At 64.6% G+C, this 15058-nt stretch carries 13 protein-coding genes; 7 read left to right on the top strand and 6 right to left on the bottom strand.

What is annotated here, in order from left to right; translation table 11 throughout:
- The first annotated feature begins 105 nt into the window (after positions 1-105).
- From BJI69_RS20315 to BJI69_RS20330, 4 genes are all read left to right on the top strand, one after another.
- The gene (locus tag BJI69_RS20315) at positions 106-717 is read left to right on the top strand and encodes a PadR family transcriptional regulator (protein WP_046969245.1); all 612 of its coding nucleotides are present in this window, start codon (positions 106-108) and stop codon (positions 715-717) included.
- Positions 714-1472, top strand: coding sequence for a siderophore-interacting protein (locus tag BJI69_RS20320; RefSeq protein ID WP_046969244.1), 759 nt, complete (start codon positions 714-716; stop codon positions 1470-1472). The genes BJI69_RS20315 and BJI69_RS20320 overlap by 4 nt, the downstream gene beginning before the upstream one ends.
- A 46-nt stretch (positions 1473-1518) precedes the next feature.
- Positions 1519-3048, top strand: a complete 1530-nt coding sequence (locus tag BJI69_RS20325; protein ID WP_046969243.1) for a hypothetical protein — start codon at positions 1519-1521, stop codon at positions 3046-3048.
- A gap of 146 nt (positions 3049-3194) precedes the next feature.
- Positions 3195-5348, top strand: coding sequence for an AsmA family protein (locus BJI69_RS20330; protein WP_425477387.1), 2154 nt, complete (start codon positions 3195-3197; stop codon positions 5346-5348).
- 90 nt (positions 5349-5438) lie between these two features.
- Here BJI69_RS20330 and BJI69_RS20335 read toward each other — a convergent pair whose 3' ends face one another.
- The gene (locus BJI69_RS20335) at positions 5439-6422 is read right to left on the bottom strand and encodes an SDR family NAD(P)-dependent oxidoreductase (protein ID WP_052767343.1); all 984 of its coding nucleotides are present in this window, start codon (positions 6420-6422) and stop codon (positions 5439-5441) included.
- A 36-nt stretch (positions 6423-6458) separates the two neighbouring features.
- The gene (locus BJI69_RS20340; protein WP_046969242.1) at positions 6459-7313 is read right to left on the bottom strand and encodes an SDR family NAD(P)-dependent oxidoreductase; all 855 of its coding nucleotides are present in this window, start codon (positions 7311-7313) and stop codon (positions 6459-6461) included.
- 188 nt (positions 7314-7501) lie between these two features.
- Here BJI69_RS20340 and BJI69_RS20345 point away from each other — a divergent pair, with 188 nt between their 5' ends.
- Entirely contained in the window at positions 7502-8398 is an 897-nt protein-coding gene (locus BJI69_RS20345; RefSeq protein ID WP_046969241.1) for a DMT family transporter, read from the top strand.
- Positions 8399-8716: 318 nt separating this feature from the next.
- Here BJI69_RS20345 and BJI69_RS20350 read toward each other — a convergent pair whose 3' ends face one another.
- From BJI69_RS20350 to orn, 4 genes are all read right to left on the bottom strand, one after another.
- On the bottom strand, positions 8717-9652 hold the full coding sequence (locus BJI69_RS20350; protein WP_046969240.1) for an isopenicillin N synthase family dioxygenase: 936 nt from the start codon (positions 9650-9652) through the stop codon (positions 8717-8719).
- Positions 9653-9671: 19 nt separating this feature from the next.
- On the bottom strand, positions 9672-11075 hold the full coding sequence (gene glmM / locus BJI69_RS20355) for a phosphoglucosamine mutase (RefSeq protein ID WP_046969239.1): 1404 nt from the start codon (positions 11073-11075) through the stop codon (positions 9672-9674).
- Between the two features lie 213 nt (positions 11076-11288).
- A complete protein-coding gene (folP, locus tag BJI69_RS20360) occupies positions 11289-12191 on the bottom strand; it encodes a dihydropteroate synthase (RefSeq protein WP_046969238.1) in 903 nt (300 codons plus the stop codon).
- A 4-nt stretch (positions 12192-12195) separates the two neighbouring features.
- The gene (gene orn, locus BJI69_RS20365; RefSeq protein WP_046969237.1) at positions 12196-12762 is read right to left on the bottom strand and encodes an oligoribonuclease; all 567 of its coding nucleotides are present in this window, start codon (positions 12760-12762) and stop codon (positions 12196-12198) included.
- Between the two features lie 50 nt (positions 12763-12812).
- Here orn and sbcB point away from each other — a divergent pair, with 50 nt between their 5' ends.
- Together sbcB and BJI69_RS20375 are read left to right on the top strand one after the other, a co-directional pair.
- On the top strand, positions 12813-14243 hold the full coding sequence (gene sbcB, locus BJI69_RS20370; RefSeq protein WP_046969236.1) for an exodeoxyribonuclease I: 1431 nt from the start codon (positions 12813-12815) through the stop codon (positions 14241-14243).
- A 17-nt stretch (positions 14244-14260) separates the two neighbouring features.
- Positions 14261-14947 (top strand): DUF2461 domain-containing protein, encoded by a 687-nt coding sequence (locus tag BJI69_RS20375; protein ID WP_046969235.1) that lies wholly within the window; start codon positions 14261-14263, stop codon positions 14945-14947.
- Positions 14948-15058: the final 111 nt, after the last annotated feature.

The raw sequence follows: 15058 nt of genomic DNA on the forward strand, positions 1-15058 counted from the left end.
CGATCCGGCGGCAGCCGGCCCATACCGGCACTGCCACCCCCTTGCCAAGAGTGTTTCTTAAGATATATCGTACGATCACTACGTACGATACATCGGAGAGCACCCATGCACTTTTTCCATCACGCCAAACACCGTTTCCACGAACAGATGGCCGCCATGGCCATGGGCCGCGGCGGCCGTTTCGGCGGTGGCCCGTTCGGTTTCGACGATCGTGACGGCATGCGTGGCGGTCGCGGCGGCGGTCGGTTCGGTGGCGGCCGCATGTTCGGCACGGGCGACCTGCGCCTGCTGCTCCTCGCCCTGATCGAGGAGCAGCCGCGCCACGGCTACGAACTGATCCGCACCATCGAGGAAATGTTCGACGGCCAGTACAGCCCCAGTCCCGGCGCCATCTACCCGACCCTGACCATGCTCGAAGAGCTGGGCTACGCCCGCGTCGAAGCGGAAACCGGCGGCAAGAAGCTCTACGCCATCACCGAGGCGGGCAGCAAGTTTCTCCTGGAGAACCGCGACACCCTCGAGGCTCTCACCGAGCGCCTGCAGGTGATGTCCCGCCACATGCGCCGCATGGGCGTGCCCAATGCCATCCGCGAAGCGATGCATACGATCAAGCACCAGCTCATGAACCATCACAAGTCCTGGGACGACGCCGAAACGCAGCGCGTCGCCGCCATCATCGAATCCGCCGCCAAGGCGATCGCGGAGCGCAATGCATGAGCGCCACCGAACGGCATGCCATCCAGCGCGTGCGTCATGAACTGAAGATGCGCCTGCTCGAGGTGAAGCAGGTCACACGGCTCACCCCGCACATGGTGCGCGTCACGCTGACCGGTCCAGACCTCGCCGGCTTCGTCTCAGCCTCGCCGGACGATCACGTGAAGCTGTTCTTCCCGGTGGAAGACGGCGCGATCAATCGCCCGACGATGGGGCCAGATGGCCCGGTCTACCCCGAAGGCCTCACGCCCTCGCCCGCCCGCGATTACACCCCGCGCCGCTACGACGCCGCCAGCAACGAACTCGATATCGACTTCGTGCTGCACGGCGAAGGCCCGGCATCGACTTGGGCGGAATCGGTGAAGGTCGGCGATAAGCTCGGCGTCGGCGGTCCTCGCGGCTCCATGGTCATCCCCGACGACTACGATCACTACGTACTCGTCGGCGACGAAACCGCCCTGCCCGCCATCGGCCGGTGGCTCGAGGAAATGCCTTCGTCTACACCGGTGACTGTGCTCGCTGAAATCGCCTCGGCCGACGAGAAGCAGTCGCTGCGCCGCGATGTGCGCTGGTTCGTTCGCGGTGAGTCGCCGTCGATGGACGAGGCCATCGCCGCGCTACCGATTCCGGCCGGCGATACGTTCTGGTGGGTCGCCGTCGAGTCCATGCGTGCACGCGCGCTGCGTTCGTTGCTGGTGGAGACGCGTGGCATCGACAAGGACTGGGTGAAGGCGACCGGGTACTGGCAGGCCGGCTGAGTCCTCGCCACACTAGGCGACTCGCCAGGACAGGGACTGCAGCACAATGAGCTTCATTCGGTGGCTGGATCACTGGCGAAAACGGCCGAACGCCATATCGGCGGAACAAGCGAATCTCCTGGAGGGCATCCTGCAATGGGCGCTCGAGAGCACGGGCCGGCTGCCGGGCACTGATGACCGAGTCCTCCAGGCAAGGGCCGTACTTCTGCAGCTCGGCCCATCAGTGCTCCTCGAACTCGATCAGCGTATGCGTTCCTGGCGCCGTCCTCGCGCTGACGATCTCCCGACCGACTTGCTCGACCGCCTGGCCCGGCCCGATGTCGATCAAGGTACTCGCGAGGCCGGGCAGTTTCTCGTCGCTATGCATTGGTCTGGTCACCTGCGTGAGCGTGCGGTTCGCGAACTGGAGGCGAACGCGTCGCGCCTGGCGCTCACAGCGAGCCTGATCCGTTCCGCCGACTGGGTTAATCCGGTGCGTGAGGCGGCGACGGATATTGCAGACCGACTGATCGACCGCTGCGACGAAGATGACGTGTTTGCCTTGATGCCCTTGTTTTTTAGGCTCGAAGGGCATTCGCGCTTCGATCGCGACCGGCTTCATCGAACACTGGAAGCCTGGCTGACGCGAAACGATGAGCGTCTCGTACACGCTCTGGATTCACCGTATGCGCCGCTCCGGCGCTGGGCATTCAGCATCCTTCTCGCTCGCCCCGAGGCTATCGGGCACGCGCTGTTGAAGAGAGCCATCAACGATCCCGACCCGTCCATTCCGGTGATCGCATTCCGGATGCTGGACGATCTCCCTGATACATCGCGCCGGGAGTTGACCGCGATAGCCCTCAATGCGAAACACCCCATCGTCAGGCAGCTCGCACTCCGGGCCATGGCGCGCGTTGCGCCGCCGGTGCCTGTCGCTGTCTTGCATCGGGCGCTGATCGACAAATCGGCAGGAATGCGCGCTTTTGCTGCCCACACGTATCGAACGCAGCAACATGGAGACCCCGCCGATTTCTGGCGGTCGCTCGTTGACGCAAAGAAGGCCCCGTGGAGTGTCGTACTTTCGCTCGCCGAATCGGCAAAACCTGAAGACGATGGCCGCCTGCACGACGCACTCCGGCATCCTGATGGACGCGTGCGCGCCGCCGCATTGCGAGCGCTCATCAAGATGGGCATGACCGCCACGGACGCACAATTCATTGATTTCGCGAGCGATGCCAGCCCTCGCGTTCGCCGCCTCCTCGCCGAGATGTGCAAGAAGGGTGATATCTCGCTTGGGGCTGAACGACTCAGGTTGCTCTGGAGCGCGTTTCCCGACATCACGCCGGCCCATGCCAGCGATCTTCTGAACGCGCTAACTGGCGGCGAACGCCTCGACCTGCTCCTTTCGTTCGAGCCCAGGTCGGACGTTGAGCGCCGCTGGTGGAATTCCATGCTGGCCACCTGGGCCGACGGATCCCTTGGCTGGTGGAAAACAGCGGAGCCCCTCCGCCGACAACTTCTCGATCTGCTTGCGAGGCAGTCCCATGCACTGGATGCGGCGCTCGTATCCAGGTTCGAAAAGAGCCTGGTGCCCTAGGCGTCGGGCGACACTCGCATCATCACATCCCGTGGACGTCCCTTAATCGCCCCCGTTCATGAACACATAACCTTGCCAGCCCACCGGTTACCTCTATCCTCGTTGGTTACGGGAGTGGAGGCGACATGATGCGGCGTGGAAGGAAAGTGTTGGCATGGGTGGTAGGCATCTTCGTCCTGCTCATTATCTTGATCATCCTGTTTATCGCCCTGTTCGACTGGAACAGGCTGAAACCGACGATCAACGAGAAGGTTTCGGAGGCCATCGGCCGGCCGTTCGCCATCAACGGCGATCTTTCCGCGCACTGGTCGCGTGAACCGGGCGAAGACGGACTGGTCAGTCTGATCCCGTGGCCGCACTTCACCGCACTCGATATCAGCGTGGCGAACCCCGATTGGGCGAAGACGAAGCAGTTCGCGACATTGCAGTCACTGCAATTCCGCCTGTCGCCCTTCCCGCTGATCTCACATCGCATCGTCGTGCCGGAGATCCGCCTGGGTCAGCCGAACATCGACCTGGAGCGGGTGAAGAACGGCAACAACACCTGGACGTTCAAGATGCCCGAGAGCACGGGGCCGTCCGAGTGGCAGCTCGAGCTCAACGCCATCGTCTTCGACAAGGGGCATATCGATTTCAACGACGCGACCAACCAGATCGCCATGGGCATCGACGTAACGCCGCTCAGCAAGGGCATCCCCTTCGACGAGATCATGGCCCAGCAGGAAAAGGACTCGCGCGCGCAGGCCAACAAGACTAACGGCGCGACGGCCAAGACCATGGCGAAGTCCGGCGCGGACGAGAAGGATCGCCAGGACGAGACCAAGAAGAAGCAGGTCTATCTGTTCGCCTGGGATGCCAAGGGCACTTATAAGAAGTCGACAGTGGAAGCGAAGGCGAAGACCGGCGGCGTGCTCGCCCTGCGCGATGCCAATCGCCCGTTCCCGGTGCAGGCCGACGCTCGCTTCGGCGATACGCATATCGCCTTCGTCGGTACGCTGACCGATCCCTTGAACGTGGGTGCGCTCGATATCCGCCTGTGGTTCTCCGGCACGAGCATGTCCCATCTTTACGACCTGACGGGCATCACCCTGCCGGATACGCCGCCCTTCGCGACGGAAGGCCACCTCAAGGCCAACCTGAAGAAAGGCGCGAGTGTCTTCACGTACGAGAACTTCACCGGCAAGGTCGGTGGAAGCGATCTCGGCGGCAGCCTCACCTTCAACACCGGCGGTCAGCGTCCCAGCCTCACTGGCAAGCTGAAGTCGAACCAGCTGCTGTTCTCCGATCTCGCGCCGCTGATCGGTGGTGGCTCCAATGCGGAGAAAAACGAGCGCGGCGATTCGGTCAAGCAGCCCGACGACAAAGTCATTCCCGTCGAGCCGTTCAAGACGGATCGCTGGAACGCGATGGATGCCGATGTCGAATTCACCGGCGTGCATATCGTCCATGGCGATCGCCTGCCGGTCGATAATCTCTATACGCACCTGACCATGAAGAACGCCGTCCTGACGCTCGATCCGCTGAAGTTCGGCGTGGCCAGCGGTACGGTCGGCAGCAACATACACGTGGATGGCTCGACCACGCCGATGAAGGGCACGTTCAACATGGGCGCTCGCCACCTCAAGCTGAAGGAGCTTTTCCCGAAGCTGGCTCCCGGCGATACGACCCTGGGTGAGCTCAACGGCGATGCGTCGCTGACGGCCGTGGGCAATTCGCCGGCAGCCCTGCTCGGCAGTTCCAACGGTGAAATCAAGCTACTGATCAACGATGGCGCGATCAGCAGTTCGCTACTGGAACTGGCAGGCCTGAATGTCGGCAGCTACGCGGTGAACAAGCTGTTCGGCGACGAAACGGTCAAGATCAACTGCATGGCCGCTGATCTGGTCGCGACCAACGGCGACATGGACTCGAAGCTGTTCGCCTTCGATACCGAGAAAGCGCTGATCAACGTCACCGGCGACATCGACTTCAAGAGCGAGAAGCTCAACCTCGATATCGTGCCGCACACCAAGGGCTTCCGCCTCTTCTCGCTGCGCTCGCCGCTGTACGTGCACGGCACGATGAAGAACCCGTCCGTCGGCGTGCATCCGGGGCCGCTGATCCTTCGCGGTGGTGGTGCCATCGCCCTCGCCGTGTTCGCTGCACCGGTGGCTGCGCTCGCCGCCCTGGCTGTTCCGGAAAGCGGCAAGGCCGACGCCACGCAGTGCAAGCCCTTGCTCGACGACCTCAAGAGCGCTCCGCCGAAGGCTCCGCCCCCGGGGAAGACGCAAGCGCAAGCCAACGCGGGCCAGAAGAAGTAGCGCACTTAGGGTAGTGACTAACCGCAACGACCCAGAGGCATCAGGCGAGCCTCCTTCTGTCGATATCCGACTAACCAAGTATGACTTCGTTCAGCGACCCAGCCAGCGCAGGAGCCGCGTAAGGCGGCTCCACGCCGTACCCAGTAACGATCGTGTCGGTCGCTGCCATGGCGACCTGGCTTCGTCGCGGCAATCACGCTGTGGTCGAAGCATGAGGTAGTTCTTGTACCCAGCGGCCGTTACGCCACCAAGCCGCTCGACCAGCACATCCAGGTCGTCCCAGACCGTGATGTAACGACCAGTTAATATGTCATATCTCCCCGACAGCACCATGACCAGTTTGGTGGCCGCGTCCTCCTCGGACGCGACCATCTCGGATTCCAATTGCGCTCGGCACCATGCCCCCACCCTTGCCTGCGCGTTATCCGCTGCCCCTTCCATGGACTTCCCCTGGAGCGTCATGCCTAAGGCCAATAAACCAGGGTGATACGCGAACACCCTGATCGACGATGCGTGACATTCGATGGCCAGGTTTTCACTGAATTTGATGAGCGCGTCTTTCGAGACCGAATAGGCGGAGACGGTAGGCCAGCGAAACGCTCCTGCCTGACTGGTCACGTTGACGATACGGCCGCGGCGGCGGGCTGCCATGTGCGGGATGACCGAATGACTAAATGCAACGGCGCCACCCAGGTTCACTTCGATCGTCTTCCACCAGGCTCGCCAGTCGCATTCCCACGTATTCCCGATCGGTCCGAATATGCCCGCGTTATTTATCAGGACATCAATCGGTCCCACCTGCTTCTCGATCCGCGCGACAACGTTTTGCACCGCGACCATGTCGGTCACATCGACGACGAAGGTTTCTGCATGCCCACCGCTGGATGCGATGCAAGCAGCCACTTCACCGAGTTCGTCCGCGGACCGCGCGACAAGGACCACCGTCGCGCCCTCTGCGGCAAGGCGTCGTGCGAACAAGCGGCCGACACCCCGACCTCCGCCGGTAATCAGTGCGATCGAACCACGCAGTGGAACGGCTGGATTGGTCGAGCGGGCTAACTTGAGTGGGTTCATGGGGTCCCTCCTGGACCGTAAGCGACTCTTCCTGCGTCACGCGCTGGACCGCAGCATACGGTAGTCCCTCGATGCCGCCGCCGTCCCTACGCGCGCCACCAGGAGATCGAGGTCGTCGTGCACCGTGACATAACGTCCGGTGAGGACGTCGTACGCACCCGACAACAGGCGAACCAGCTGTGCTGCGGATGACCCGGGCGATGCGGCGCTGCTGGACTCGAGCTGTGCACGGCACCAGGCTGCCACCCTGGCTTCCGCGGGAGTGGCCGACGCGTGCAAGTCCATCGCTTCGTTCGCCAGCCCCAAAGGCAGGAACCCCGGGTGATAGGCAAACACGCTCAACGAATCATCCCGACACTCCGATGCCAGGTTTTCGCTGAATTTAATGAGCGCAGCCTTGGAGACGGAATAGGCGAACACCGTGGGCCAGCGAAATACCCCGGCTTCGCTGACGATGTTCACCACGCGCCCCTTTCGGCGTCGCGCCATGTTCGGAATCACTGCGTGGCAGAAGGCAACGGCGCCGCCCAGGTTGATTTCGATGGTGCTCCACCAGTCGTCCCAATCGCATTCCCATGCGTTGCCGATGGGACCGCGCACGCCCGCGTTGTTGATCAGCACATCGAGCGGACCCAGCTGTTCTTCGACTTCCTCGACGACGCGTGCCACCGCGGGCTTGGTGGTGACATCGACGACATAGGTGGCGACCTTGCCACCCTCGGCCCTGATCGACCGTGCAACGTCCTCCAGTTCAGCGGCCGAGCGCGCGACGAGCACAACGAAAGCACCCTCGGCCGCAAGGCGGTGCGCGTACAGCCGACCGACGCCACGGCCACCACCAGTGATGAGAACGATGGCTTCGCGTAACGTATTTTCAGCCTGCCTTGTCACCACTCGCTCCTTGAGATGGACGCCTCCAGCATGTCCTCTTCTACCTTTCCGGGATGGGCAGCGGAAGTGCCTCTTCCTCGAAGATCAGGCGCCGAAACGGCAGTGCCGAAGCGACGCCGTTGATTGTTGCGCGGACGCGCGGCGAATGCCGCTTGTGGATCAGCGTAGCGACCGGCAAGCTTCCCTTCATGTCGCCTTCCCGCAAAGCCCACCTACAGATCCACTTCTGCGTCCTGCTCTGGGGCTTCACCGCCATCCTGGGCAAGCTGATCACCCTCGCGGCGTTGCCGCTGGTGTGGTGGCGCATGTTGCTGGTCTCGGCCACCCTGCTCTGCATGCCACGCGTGTGGCGTGGGCTGCGCGCGCTGCCGACCAAGCTGTTGCTTTCGTACGCGGGCATCGGCGTGATCGTCGCGATGCACTGGCTGACATTTTACGGCGCGATCAAGCTCGCGAACGCCTCGGTCGCGGCGACATGTATCGCCTTATGCCCCGTGTTTCTGGCCGTCGTCGAACCCTGGGTGGCGGGTCGGCGCTTCGACCCGCGTGAGCTGTTCATCGGCGCGGCCATCGTGCCGGGCGTGGCGCTCGTGGCGGGCGGCTTGCCGGGTGAGATGCGGCTGGGCCTGGCGATCGGCGTGCTTTCGGCGTTGTTCGTCGCCTTTTTCAGCGCGTTGAACAAAAAGCTGATCGACCGCGCGGACGCGCTGACAGTGACTTGCGTGGAGTTGGGCACGGGGACGTTGTTCCTTACCGTGCTTGCGCCGTTCATGGCGACGCCGGCCTTCGTGCTGCCTTCGCTGCATGACGGCGCACTGATCGTGGTGCTGGCCTATGGGTGCACGCTGCTGCCGTTCGCCCTGGCCCTGGCGGCGTTGCGTCATCTCACGGCATTCGCGACGCAGATGGTGACGAATCTCGAGCCGGTCTACGCGATCGTGCTGGCGATTCCACTTCTGGGTGAACAGCGGGAGCTGGGGTGGACGTTTTACCTGGGGGTCGCGGTGATCATCGGCGCGGTATTCGCGCACCCGCTGTTGCATCGGGGTGAGGCGGCCGATGCGTCGGATCTGGTCGTTCCGTAGGAGAGACTCTTGTGGGAGCCGATTCATCGGCGATGCCGCGGCAGCGGCAAAGACATCGCCGGCATAGCCGGCTCCCACACAGAGCCGGGTCCCCCACATAGCAGGCCCCGGCAAGCTGCCTTTAGCGCCGGCCGCCGCGCGAGGAGACGATGCGCTGACGCCGCGCCCGCTGTGCAGGCGAGCGGGTGCTGGCTTTTTTCTGGGGTGACGAACGCTTGGCTCGCACTTGCGGGCTGGATGCTTTCACAGGGTGCTCCGGAAACAGGACCGGGAGGGTCCATGGTGGACCCTCCCGGTAAAAAACCCGCTAAGGGTTCGTCAGATCAGTTTGATTTCGCGGAGGCGTTCGAGCAGGTACTCATGGGCCGTGATCGGCTCCGGGTAGCGCTTCGGGTTGTCGGGCGTGACGCAGGACGGCAGCACGTCGAGGACGACGTCCGGGTTCGGGTGCAGGAAAAACGGGACGGAATACCGGGGCTTGCGCGCGTTCGCATTCTGCGGATTGGTCACGCGATGGGTCGTGGACGGATAGACGTGGTTGGTCAGGCGCTGCAGCATGTCGCCGATGTTGACGACGATGGCGTCGCCCTCGGTCGTGATGGGCAGCCACTCGCCTTCACGCGTGAGCACTTCCAGGCCCTCGGCGCTTGCACCGACCAGCAGGGTGATGAAGTTGATGTCCTCGTGGGCGCCAGCGCGCACATTGGGGACATCGTCCTGGACGATCGGCGGATAGTGGATCGGACGAAGGATGGAGTTGCCCGAATCGATCTTGTCGTCGAAGAAGGCCTCCGGCAGCTCGATGTGCAGGGCCAGGGCGCGAAGAACGCGGGCGCCGAGGTTGTCCAGCGCCTCGTAGATCCCGTAACCCTTGTCCTCGAAGTCCGGCACTTCGTTCGGCCAGACGTTGGGCGGCATGACGTCGGCGAACTTCGAGTCGCGCGGAATCTCGCGACCGATGTGCCAGAACTCTTTCAGGTCGGCGAACTTGCTGTCCTTGGCGGTTTCCACCTTGAACGGCGTGTAGCCGCGCGCACCGCCGCCACCAGGGATGTGGTACTTGCGCTTGGTGTCGTCGGGCAGCGCGAAGAAGCGCTTGAACGCGTCGTAGGCGCCGTCGACGGCCTCGACAGGAATGCCGTGGCCACTGATGCAGCAGAAGCCGAATTCGCGATAGGCCGCGCCGAGCTCGGCCACGAAGGCTTCGCGGTCGGTGTCGTAGCGACGGATATCGAGGGTGGGTACCTTTTTCATGCGGGGTCCGGTGGAGGCGTCAGGCGGTCGCCTGAGCCGCCGATTTTACGGCGTCCGCCAGCCTGGCCGCCAGCCGTTCCACTTCGGCGGCATCGGCCGCTTCGATCGTGACGCGGACCAGCGGCTCGGTGCCCGACGCACGCAACACCACGCGCCCCCGCCCTTCCAGCACGGCCTCGACCTCTTCCAGCACTTGCTTGACCGACTCGCTGCCCAGCGCGGCCTTGGCACCCTCGACGCGGACGTTGAGCATGGTCTGCGGCAGCTTGACCAGCCCGGCACGGGCGTCGGCAAAGGTTTCGTTGTCGTCGGCCAGGGCTTCGAGCAGGGCCAGCGCCGCCACGATGCCGTCGCCCGTGGTGAAACGGTCCAGGCACAGCACGTGCCCCGAGGTCTCGCCACCGAGCACGCCGCCGTGTTCCTTCAGTTGCTGGAGCACATAGCGGTCGCCCACGTTGGCGCGGATGAAGGGGATTTCCATCTGTTTCAGGGCGCGCTGCAAGCCGTAGTTGCTCATCAGCGTGCCGACCACCGGTCCCGGCAGGTTGCCGCGACGCTTCCAGTGACGGGCGATGACGTAGAGCATGTCGTCGCCATCGGTCACCGTGCCGTCGCGATCGACGATGCGGACACGGTCGCCGTCGCCGTCGAAGGCGATACCGAGGTCGGCACCGCGATCCACCACGGCTCGGGCCAGGGCGTCCGGGTCCGTCGAGCCGACACCGTGGTTGATGTTCAGGCCGTTCGGCTCGGCGCCGATGGTCGAGACGTCGGCGCCCAGTTCGCGGAACACCTTCGGCGCGACCTGGTAGGTGGCGCCGTGGGCGCAGTCCAGGACCACGCTCAGCCCGTTGAGGGTGAACTCGTCGGCGACGGTGGATTTGCAGAATTCGGCGTAACGGGTGACCGCGTCGTCGATGCGGCTGGCCTTGCCCAGCGCTTCGGAGGCGACGGTGACGAACTCGGCGTCGAGCTCGGCCTCGATCTCGGCTTCCAGCGCGTCATCGAGCTTCTCGCCCTGGCCGGAGAAGAACTTGATGCCGTTGTCCTGATGCGGGTTGTGCGAGGCACTGATCACGATGCCCGCATCGGCGCGCAAGGAGCGGGTGAGGAAGGCCACGGCCGGGGTCGGCATCGGGCCGAGCAGACGCACGTCCGCGCCCGAGGCGACCAGGCCGGCTTCCAGCGCCGACTCGAACATATAGCCGGAAACGCGCGTGTCCTTGCCGATCACCACGGTGACCTTGCGACCGTGGTCGCGGCGGTCCGGACCGGCGTTGGGCCCCCGGTTGTCGGCGGCGCGACGGCGCGCCAGCACGGCTCCCAGGGCCCGGCCGAGGCGGAGGATGAAATCCGCGCTGATGGGATAGGTGCCCACATGGCCACGAATGCCGTCGGTGCCGAAGTATTTGCGCTCGCTCATGCTGATCATCCTTCCGGGGACGCAGAGCATACTCCGACAGCGGTATTAGCCAGATATTCCAAAGGCCTGTAAGACTTTCGTCAGGCTGGCCTAGCCTTGTGGGAGCCGATCCATCGGCGAATGTGGGAGCCGATTCATCGGCGATCCCGCGGCAGCGGGCCCGGATGCCGCGAGCACCCTATCGCCGCTGAAGCGGCTCCCACACAGAGCGCTTCAGTCGTCGTCGGGCCAGCGGGGCATCGAGGGCTTGTCGATACGGGGCGCGGTGTCCCCGGCTTTGACAGCGGCCCAGACCGCCAGGGCGTCCACGGTGGGCGCCACATCGTGCACGCGGACCAGAATCGCACCGCGCTGGACGGCAATCAGGGCCGCCGCCACCGAGCCGTGGACACGCGCGGCCGGGTCCGTCCGGCCCGTCATGGCGCCGATCATCGACTTTCGGGAGACGCCGGCATACGCCCCGGCACCCAGCTCGGCGAACCGGGCCATGGCGCGCAGCAGGGCGAGGTTGTGCTCGAGGTTCTTGCCGAATCCGAAGCCGGGGTCGACCAGGACACGGCGCTTGTCGATGCCGGCCAGCTCGCAGGAGAACAGGCGGTCGGTGAGGAAGCGATGGACGTCGCCAACCACGTCGTCGTAATCCGGGGCATCCTGCATGCGGCGGGGCTCGCCCTGCATGTGCATCAGGCACACCGGGACGCGCAACTCGGCGGCCGTGTCGAGCGCGCCTTCGCGGCGCAGCGCGTAGACGTCGTTGATCATGCCCGCGCCCGCACCGACGGCGGCGCGCATCACTTCGGACTTGGACGTGTCGATCGACAAAGGCACCGTGGTCGCCGCGGCGAGGCGCTCGATCAGCGGTACCACCCGCCGGATCTCATCTTCGACGGAGACATCGTCGGCACCGGGGCGGGTGGATTCACCGCCGATGTCGAGCATGTCCGCCCCCTCCTCCACCAGCTTCAACGCATGGGCATACGCCGCGTCGAGGCTGTCGTGCTGGCCGCCGTCGGAGAACGAATCCGGCGTGACGTTGACGATACCGACCACTCGGGGCCGGTCGAGCACCAGGGCACGGCCGTTGCAGTCCAGGACGGTGGCGAAGGGGTCGTTCATGCGATCAGCCCTGCTGGGTGCCCGCCATGGGGCCCATGAAACGGCGGTAATAACGCAGCTCGTCGATCGAATCGCGGATGTCGGACAGCGCCGTGTGCGCGGAATCCTTGGCGAAGCCGCGCGAGATCTCCGGCGACCAGCGGCGCGACAGCTCCTTCAGCGTGGACACGTCGAGATTGCGGTAGTGGAAGTAGCGCTCCAGCTTCTGCATCTCGCGGTGCAGGAAGCGGCGGTCCTGGCAGATGGAGTTGCCGGCCATCGGCGACTTGCCGGCGGGCACCCACTGCTTGAGGAAGGCGATGGTGGCCTCTTCGGCCTGCTCGGGTGTGGCATCGGATTCGACCGCGCGGCCCCAGAGGCCCGAACGCTGGTGCTGGTTGCGGTTCCAGGCATCCATTTTCTGCAGGCGGGCGTCGCTGTGCGAGATGGCGAAGACCGGGCCTTCGGCCAGCACGTTCAGATCCTTGTCGGTCACGATCGTGGCGATCTCCAGGATGGAGTCGTTGTCCGTGTCCAGACCCGTCATCTCCAGGTCGATCCAGATGAGGTTGTCCTCGTGTGCGGGCGTCATGGGTTCTCCTTGGAAGTACCGCGCAGTCTAGCCTATGCGATCATGCCCCGATGGCCGAACCGACCTTCTTCTGGCACGACTACGAAACCTTCGGCGCCGATCCCCGCCGGGACCGCCCCAGCCAGTTCGCCGGCATCCGTACCGATGCGGACCTGAACGTCGTCGGCGAGCCCCTGATGATCTACTGCAAGCCGCCGCGGGACATGCCTCCGCAGCCGGCCGCCTGCCTGATTACCGGGATCGCCCCGCAGCTCACCGAACGTGAAGGCATGCGGGAAACCGAGTTCGCCGCGGCCATCCACGAGCAACTGGCGATGCCGGGCACCTGCACGGTGGGCTACAACTCGCTGCGCTTCGACGATGAGTTCACCCGCCATCTCCTCTACCGGAATTTCTACGACCCTTACGGGCGGGAATGGGAGAACGGCAATTCCCGCTGGGACCTGATCGACCTGGTGCGCCTGTGCGAGGCTCTGCGCCCCGACGGCATTGTCTGGCCGACGCGTGAAGACGGCAGCGCCAGCTTCAAGCTGGAGCACCTGGCCACGGCCAACGGGCTGAAACAGGACCGCGCGCACGACGCCCTCTCCGACGTCGAGGCCCTGATTGCCCTCGCCCGCCTGATCCGCCAGCACCAGCCGAAACTGTGGGACTGGTATTACGGGCTGCGCCGCAAGCAACGGGTGTTCGAGCTGCTCGACATCGCCGCGATGACGCCGGTAGTGCACGTGTCCTCGCGCTATCCGGCGAGCCGTCATTGCCTCACGGTCATCGCGCCGCTGGCCGCGCATCCCTCGCGGGCCGGCGAAGTCATCGTCTACGACCTCAGCGCCGATCCCACCGACCTGCTCACCCTCGACGACGGCGATGTGGCCGATCGCGTCTTCACCTCGCGCGCCGACCTGCCGGAAGGCGTGGAGCGGGTCGCCCTGCGCACCGTTCGCGCGAACCAGGCACCGGCGCTCGCGCCGTTGTCCGTGCTCAAGGGGGTCGACCACGGCCGTCTGGGCCTCGACATGGCCGCCGTGGAGCGCCACCTCGCCATGCTGCGCCAGGCCGATGGCCTGGCCGAGAAGCTGCGCCGCATCTACGGCCACGCCGCGTCGCTACCGCCGGCCGAGGATGCGGAACTCTCCCTCTATGGCGGCTTCCTGCCGGACGCGGACCGCCGCCTGCTCGGCGAGGTGCGTGCGACGCCGCCCGACCAGCTCGGCACGCGTCCCTTTCCGTTCCGCGACCCGCGTTACCCGGAGCTGCTGTTCCGCTATCGCGCGCGCAACTGGCCGGAAACGCTCAGCCCCGACGAACAGGAACGCTGGGCATCCTTCCGCCTCGACCGTCTCACCCGGCGCAGCGCGCTGACCACGCTCACCCTCGACGACTACAACGCCGAGCTTGCCACCCTGCGCGCCCTGCCCGGCTCGCCTCTTCCGTTGCTCGACGAGCTGGAAGCCTGGGGCCTCGAACTCGCACTGAACTGACCGACCTGACCTGACCCATGGCCAAGACCTATTTCACGCCCGCCACGTTCCGCTTCTTCAAATCGCTCATGCGTCATAACAACCGCGAGTGGTTTCACGAGCACAAGGACGATTACGAGAAACACGTACGCGAGCCCTTCCTCGCGCTCATCGGCGATCTCGATGCGCCGCTGAAGAAGATCAGCCCGCACTACCGTGCCGACACGCGCAAGGTCGGCGGCTCGCTGTATCGCATCCACCGCGATACCCGCTTCGCCAACGACAAGCAGCCGTACAAGGGCTGGCAGGGCTCGCGCTTCTTCCACGAGCGCCGCCACGAGATCCAGGCGCCGGGTTTCTACCTGCATATCCAGCCGGACGAGTGCTTCGCCGGTGGCGGCATGTGGCATCCGGAAGCCCCGGTGCTGAAGAAGCTGCGCGACTTCCTCGCCGATAACCCGGATTCCTGGAAGCGGGCGACGCACGGGAAGGCATTTCGTGAGCGCTTCGAGTTCTGGGGCGAGAGCCTGACCCGACCGCCGCGCGGCTTCGATCCGAACCACGAACTGATCGAGGATCTGAAGCGGAAGAACTTTGCAGCGGGGCAGAATTTCGACGAGGCGCTGGCCTGCTCGTCGGAGTTGCTACCGTTCGTCGTCGACACCTTCAAGCGCCTCGCACCCATGGTCGACTACCTCTGCGCCGCCCAGGAACTCGAGTTCTAATGTGGGAGCCGCTTCAGCGGCGAAAAGGAAATGTGGGAGCCGATTCATCGGCGAAAAGCCAACAGAGCGATTTAGCCGCAAGCTCCCTATCCAAAGAGCTCTGGCCCGCTA

It is taken from the genome of Luteibacter rhizovicinus DSM 16549, assembly GCF_001887595.1.
GTDB lineage: Bacteria > Pseudomonadota > Gammaproteobacteria > Xanthomonadales > Rhodanobacteraceae > Luteibacter > Luteibacter rhizovicinus.

Coding starts and splice junctions, on each gene's coding strand:
- sbcB (WP_046969236.1), top strand. CDS start 12,813: ATGGCCGAACCGACCTTCTTCTGGCACGACTACGAAACCTTCGGCGCC.
- BJI69_RS20335 (WP_052767343.1), bottom strand. CDS start 6,422: ATGAACCCACTCAAGTTAGCCCGCTCGACCAATCCAGCCGTTCCACTG.
- BJI69_RS20375 (WP_046969235.1), top strand. CDS start 14,261: ATGGCCAAGACCTATTTCACGCCCGCCACGTTCCGCTTCTTCAAATCG.
- BJI69_RS20350 (WP_046969240.1), bottom strand. CDS start 9,652: ATGAAAAAGGTACCCACCCTCGATATCCGTCGCTACGACACCGACCGC.
- glmM (WP_046969239.1), bottom strand. CDS start 11,075: ATGAGCGAGCGCAAATACTTCGGCACCGACGGCATTCGTGGCCATGTG.
- orn (WP_046969237.1), bottom strand. CDS start 12,762: ATGACGCCCGCACACGAGGACAACCTCATCTGGATCGACCTGGAGATG.
- BJI69_RS20325 (WP_046969243.1), top strand. CDS start 1,519: ATGAGCTTCATTCGGTGGCTGGATCACTGGCGAAAACGGCCGAACGCC.
- BJI69_RS20315 (WP_046969245.1), top strand. CDS start 106: ATGCACTTTTTCCATCACGCCAAACACCGTTTCCACGAACAGATGGCC.
- folP (WP_046969238.1), bottom strand. CDS start 12,191: ATGAACGACCCCTTCGCCACCGTCCTGGACTGCAACGGCCGTGCCCTG.
- BJI69_RS20345 (WP_046969241.1), top strand. CDS start 7,502: ATGTCGCCTTCCCGCAAAGCCCACCTACAGATCCACTTCTGCGTCCTG.
- BJI69_RS20320 (WP_046969244.1), top strand. CDS start 714: ATGAGCGCCACCGAACGGCATGCCATCCAGCGCGTGCGTCATGAACTG.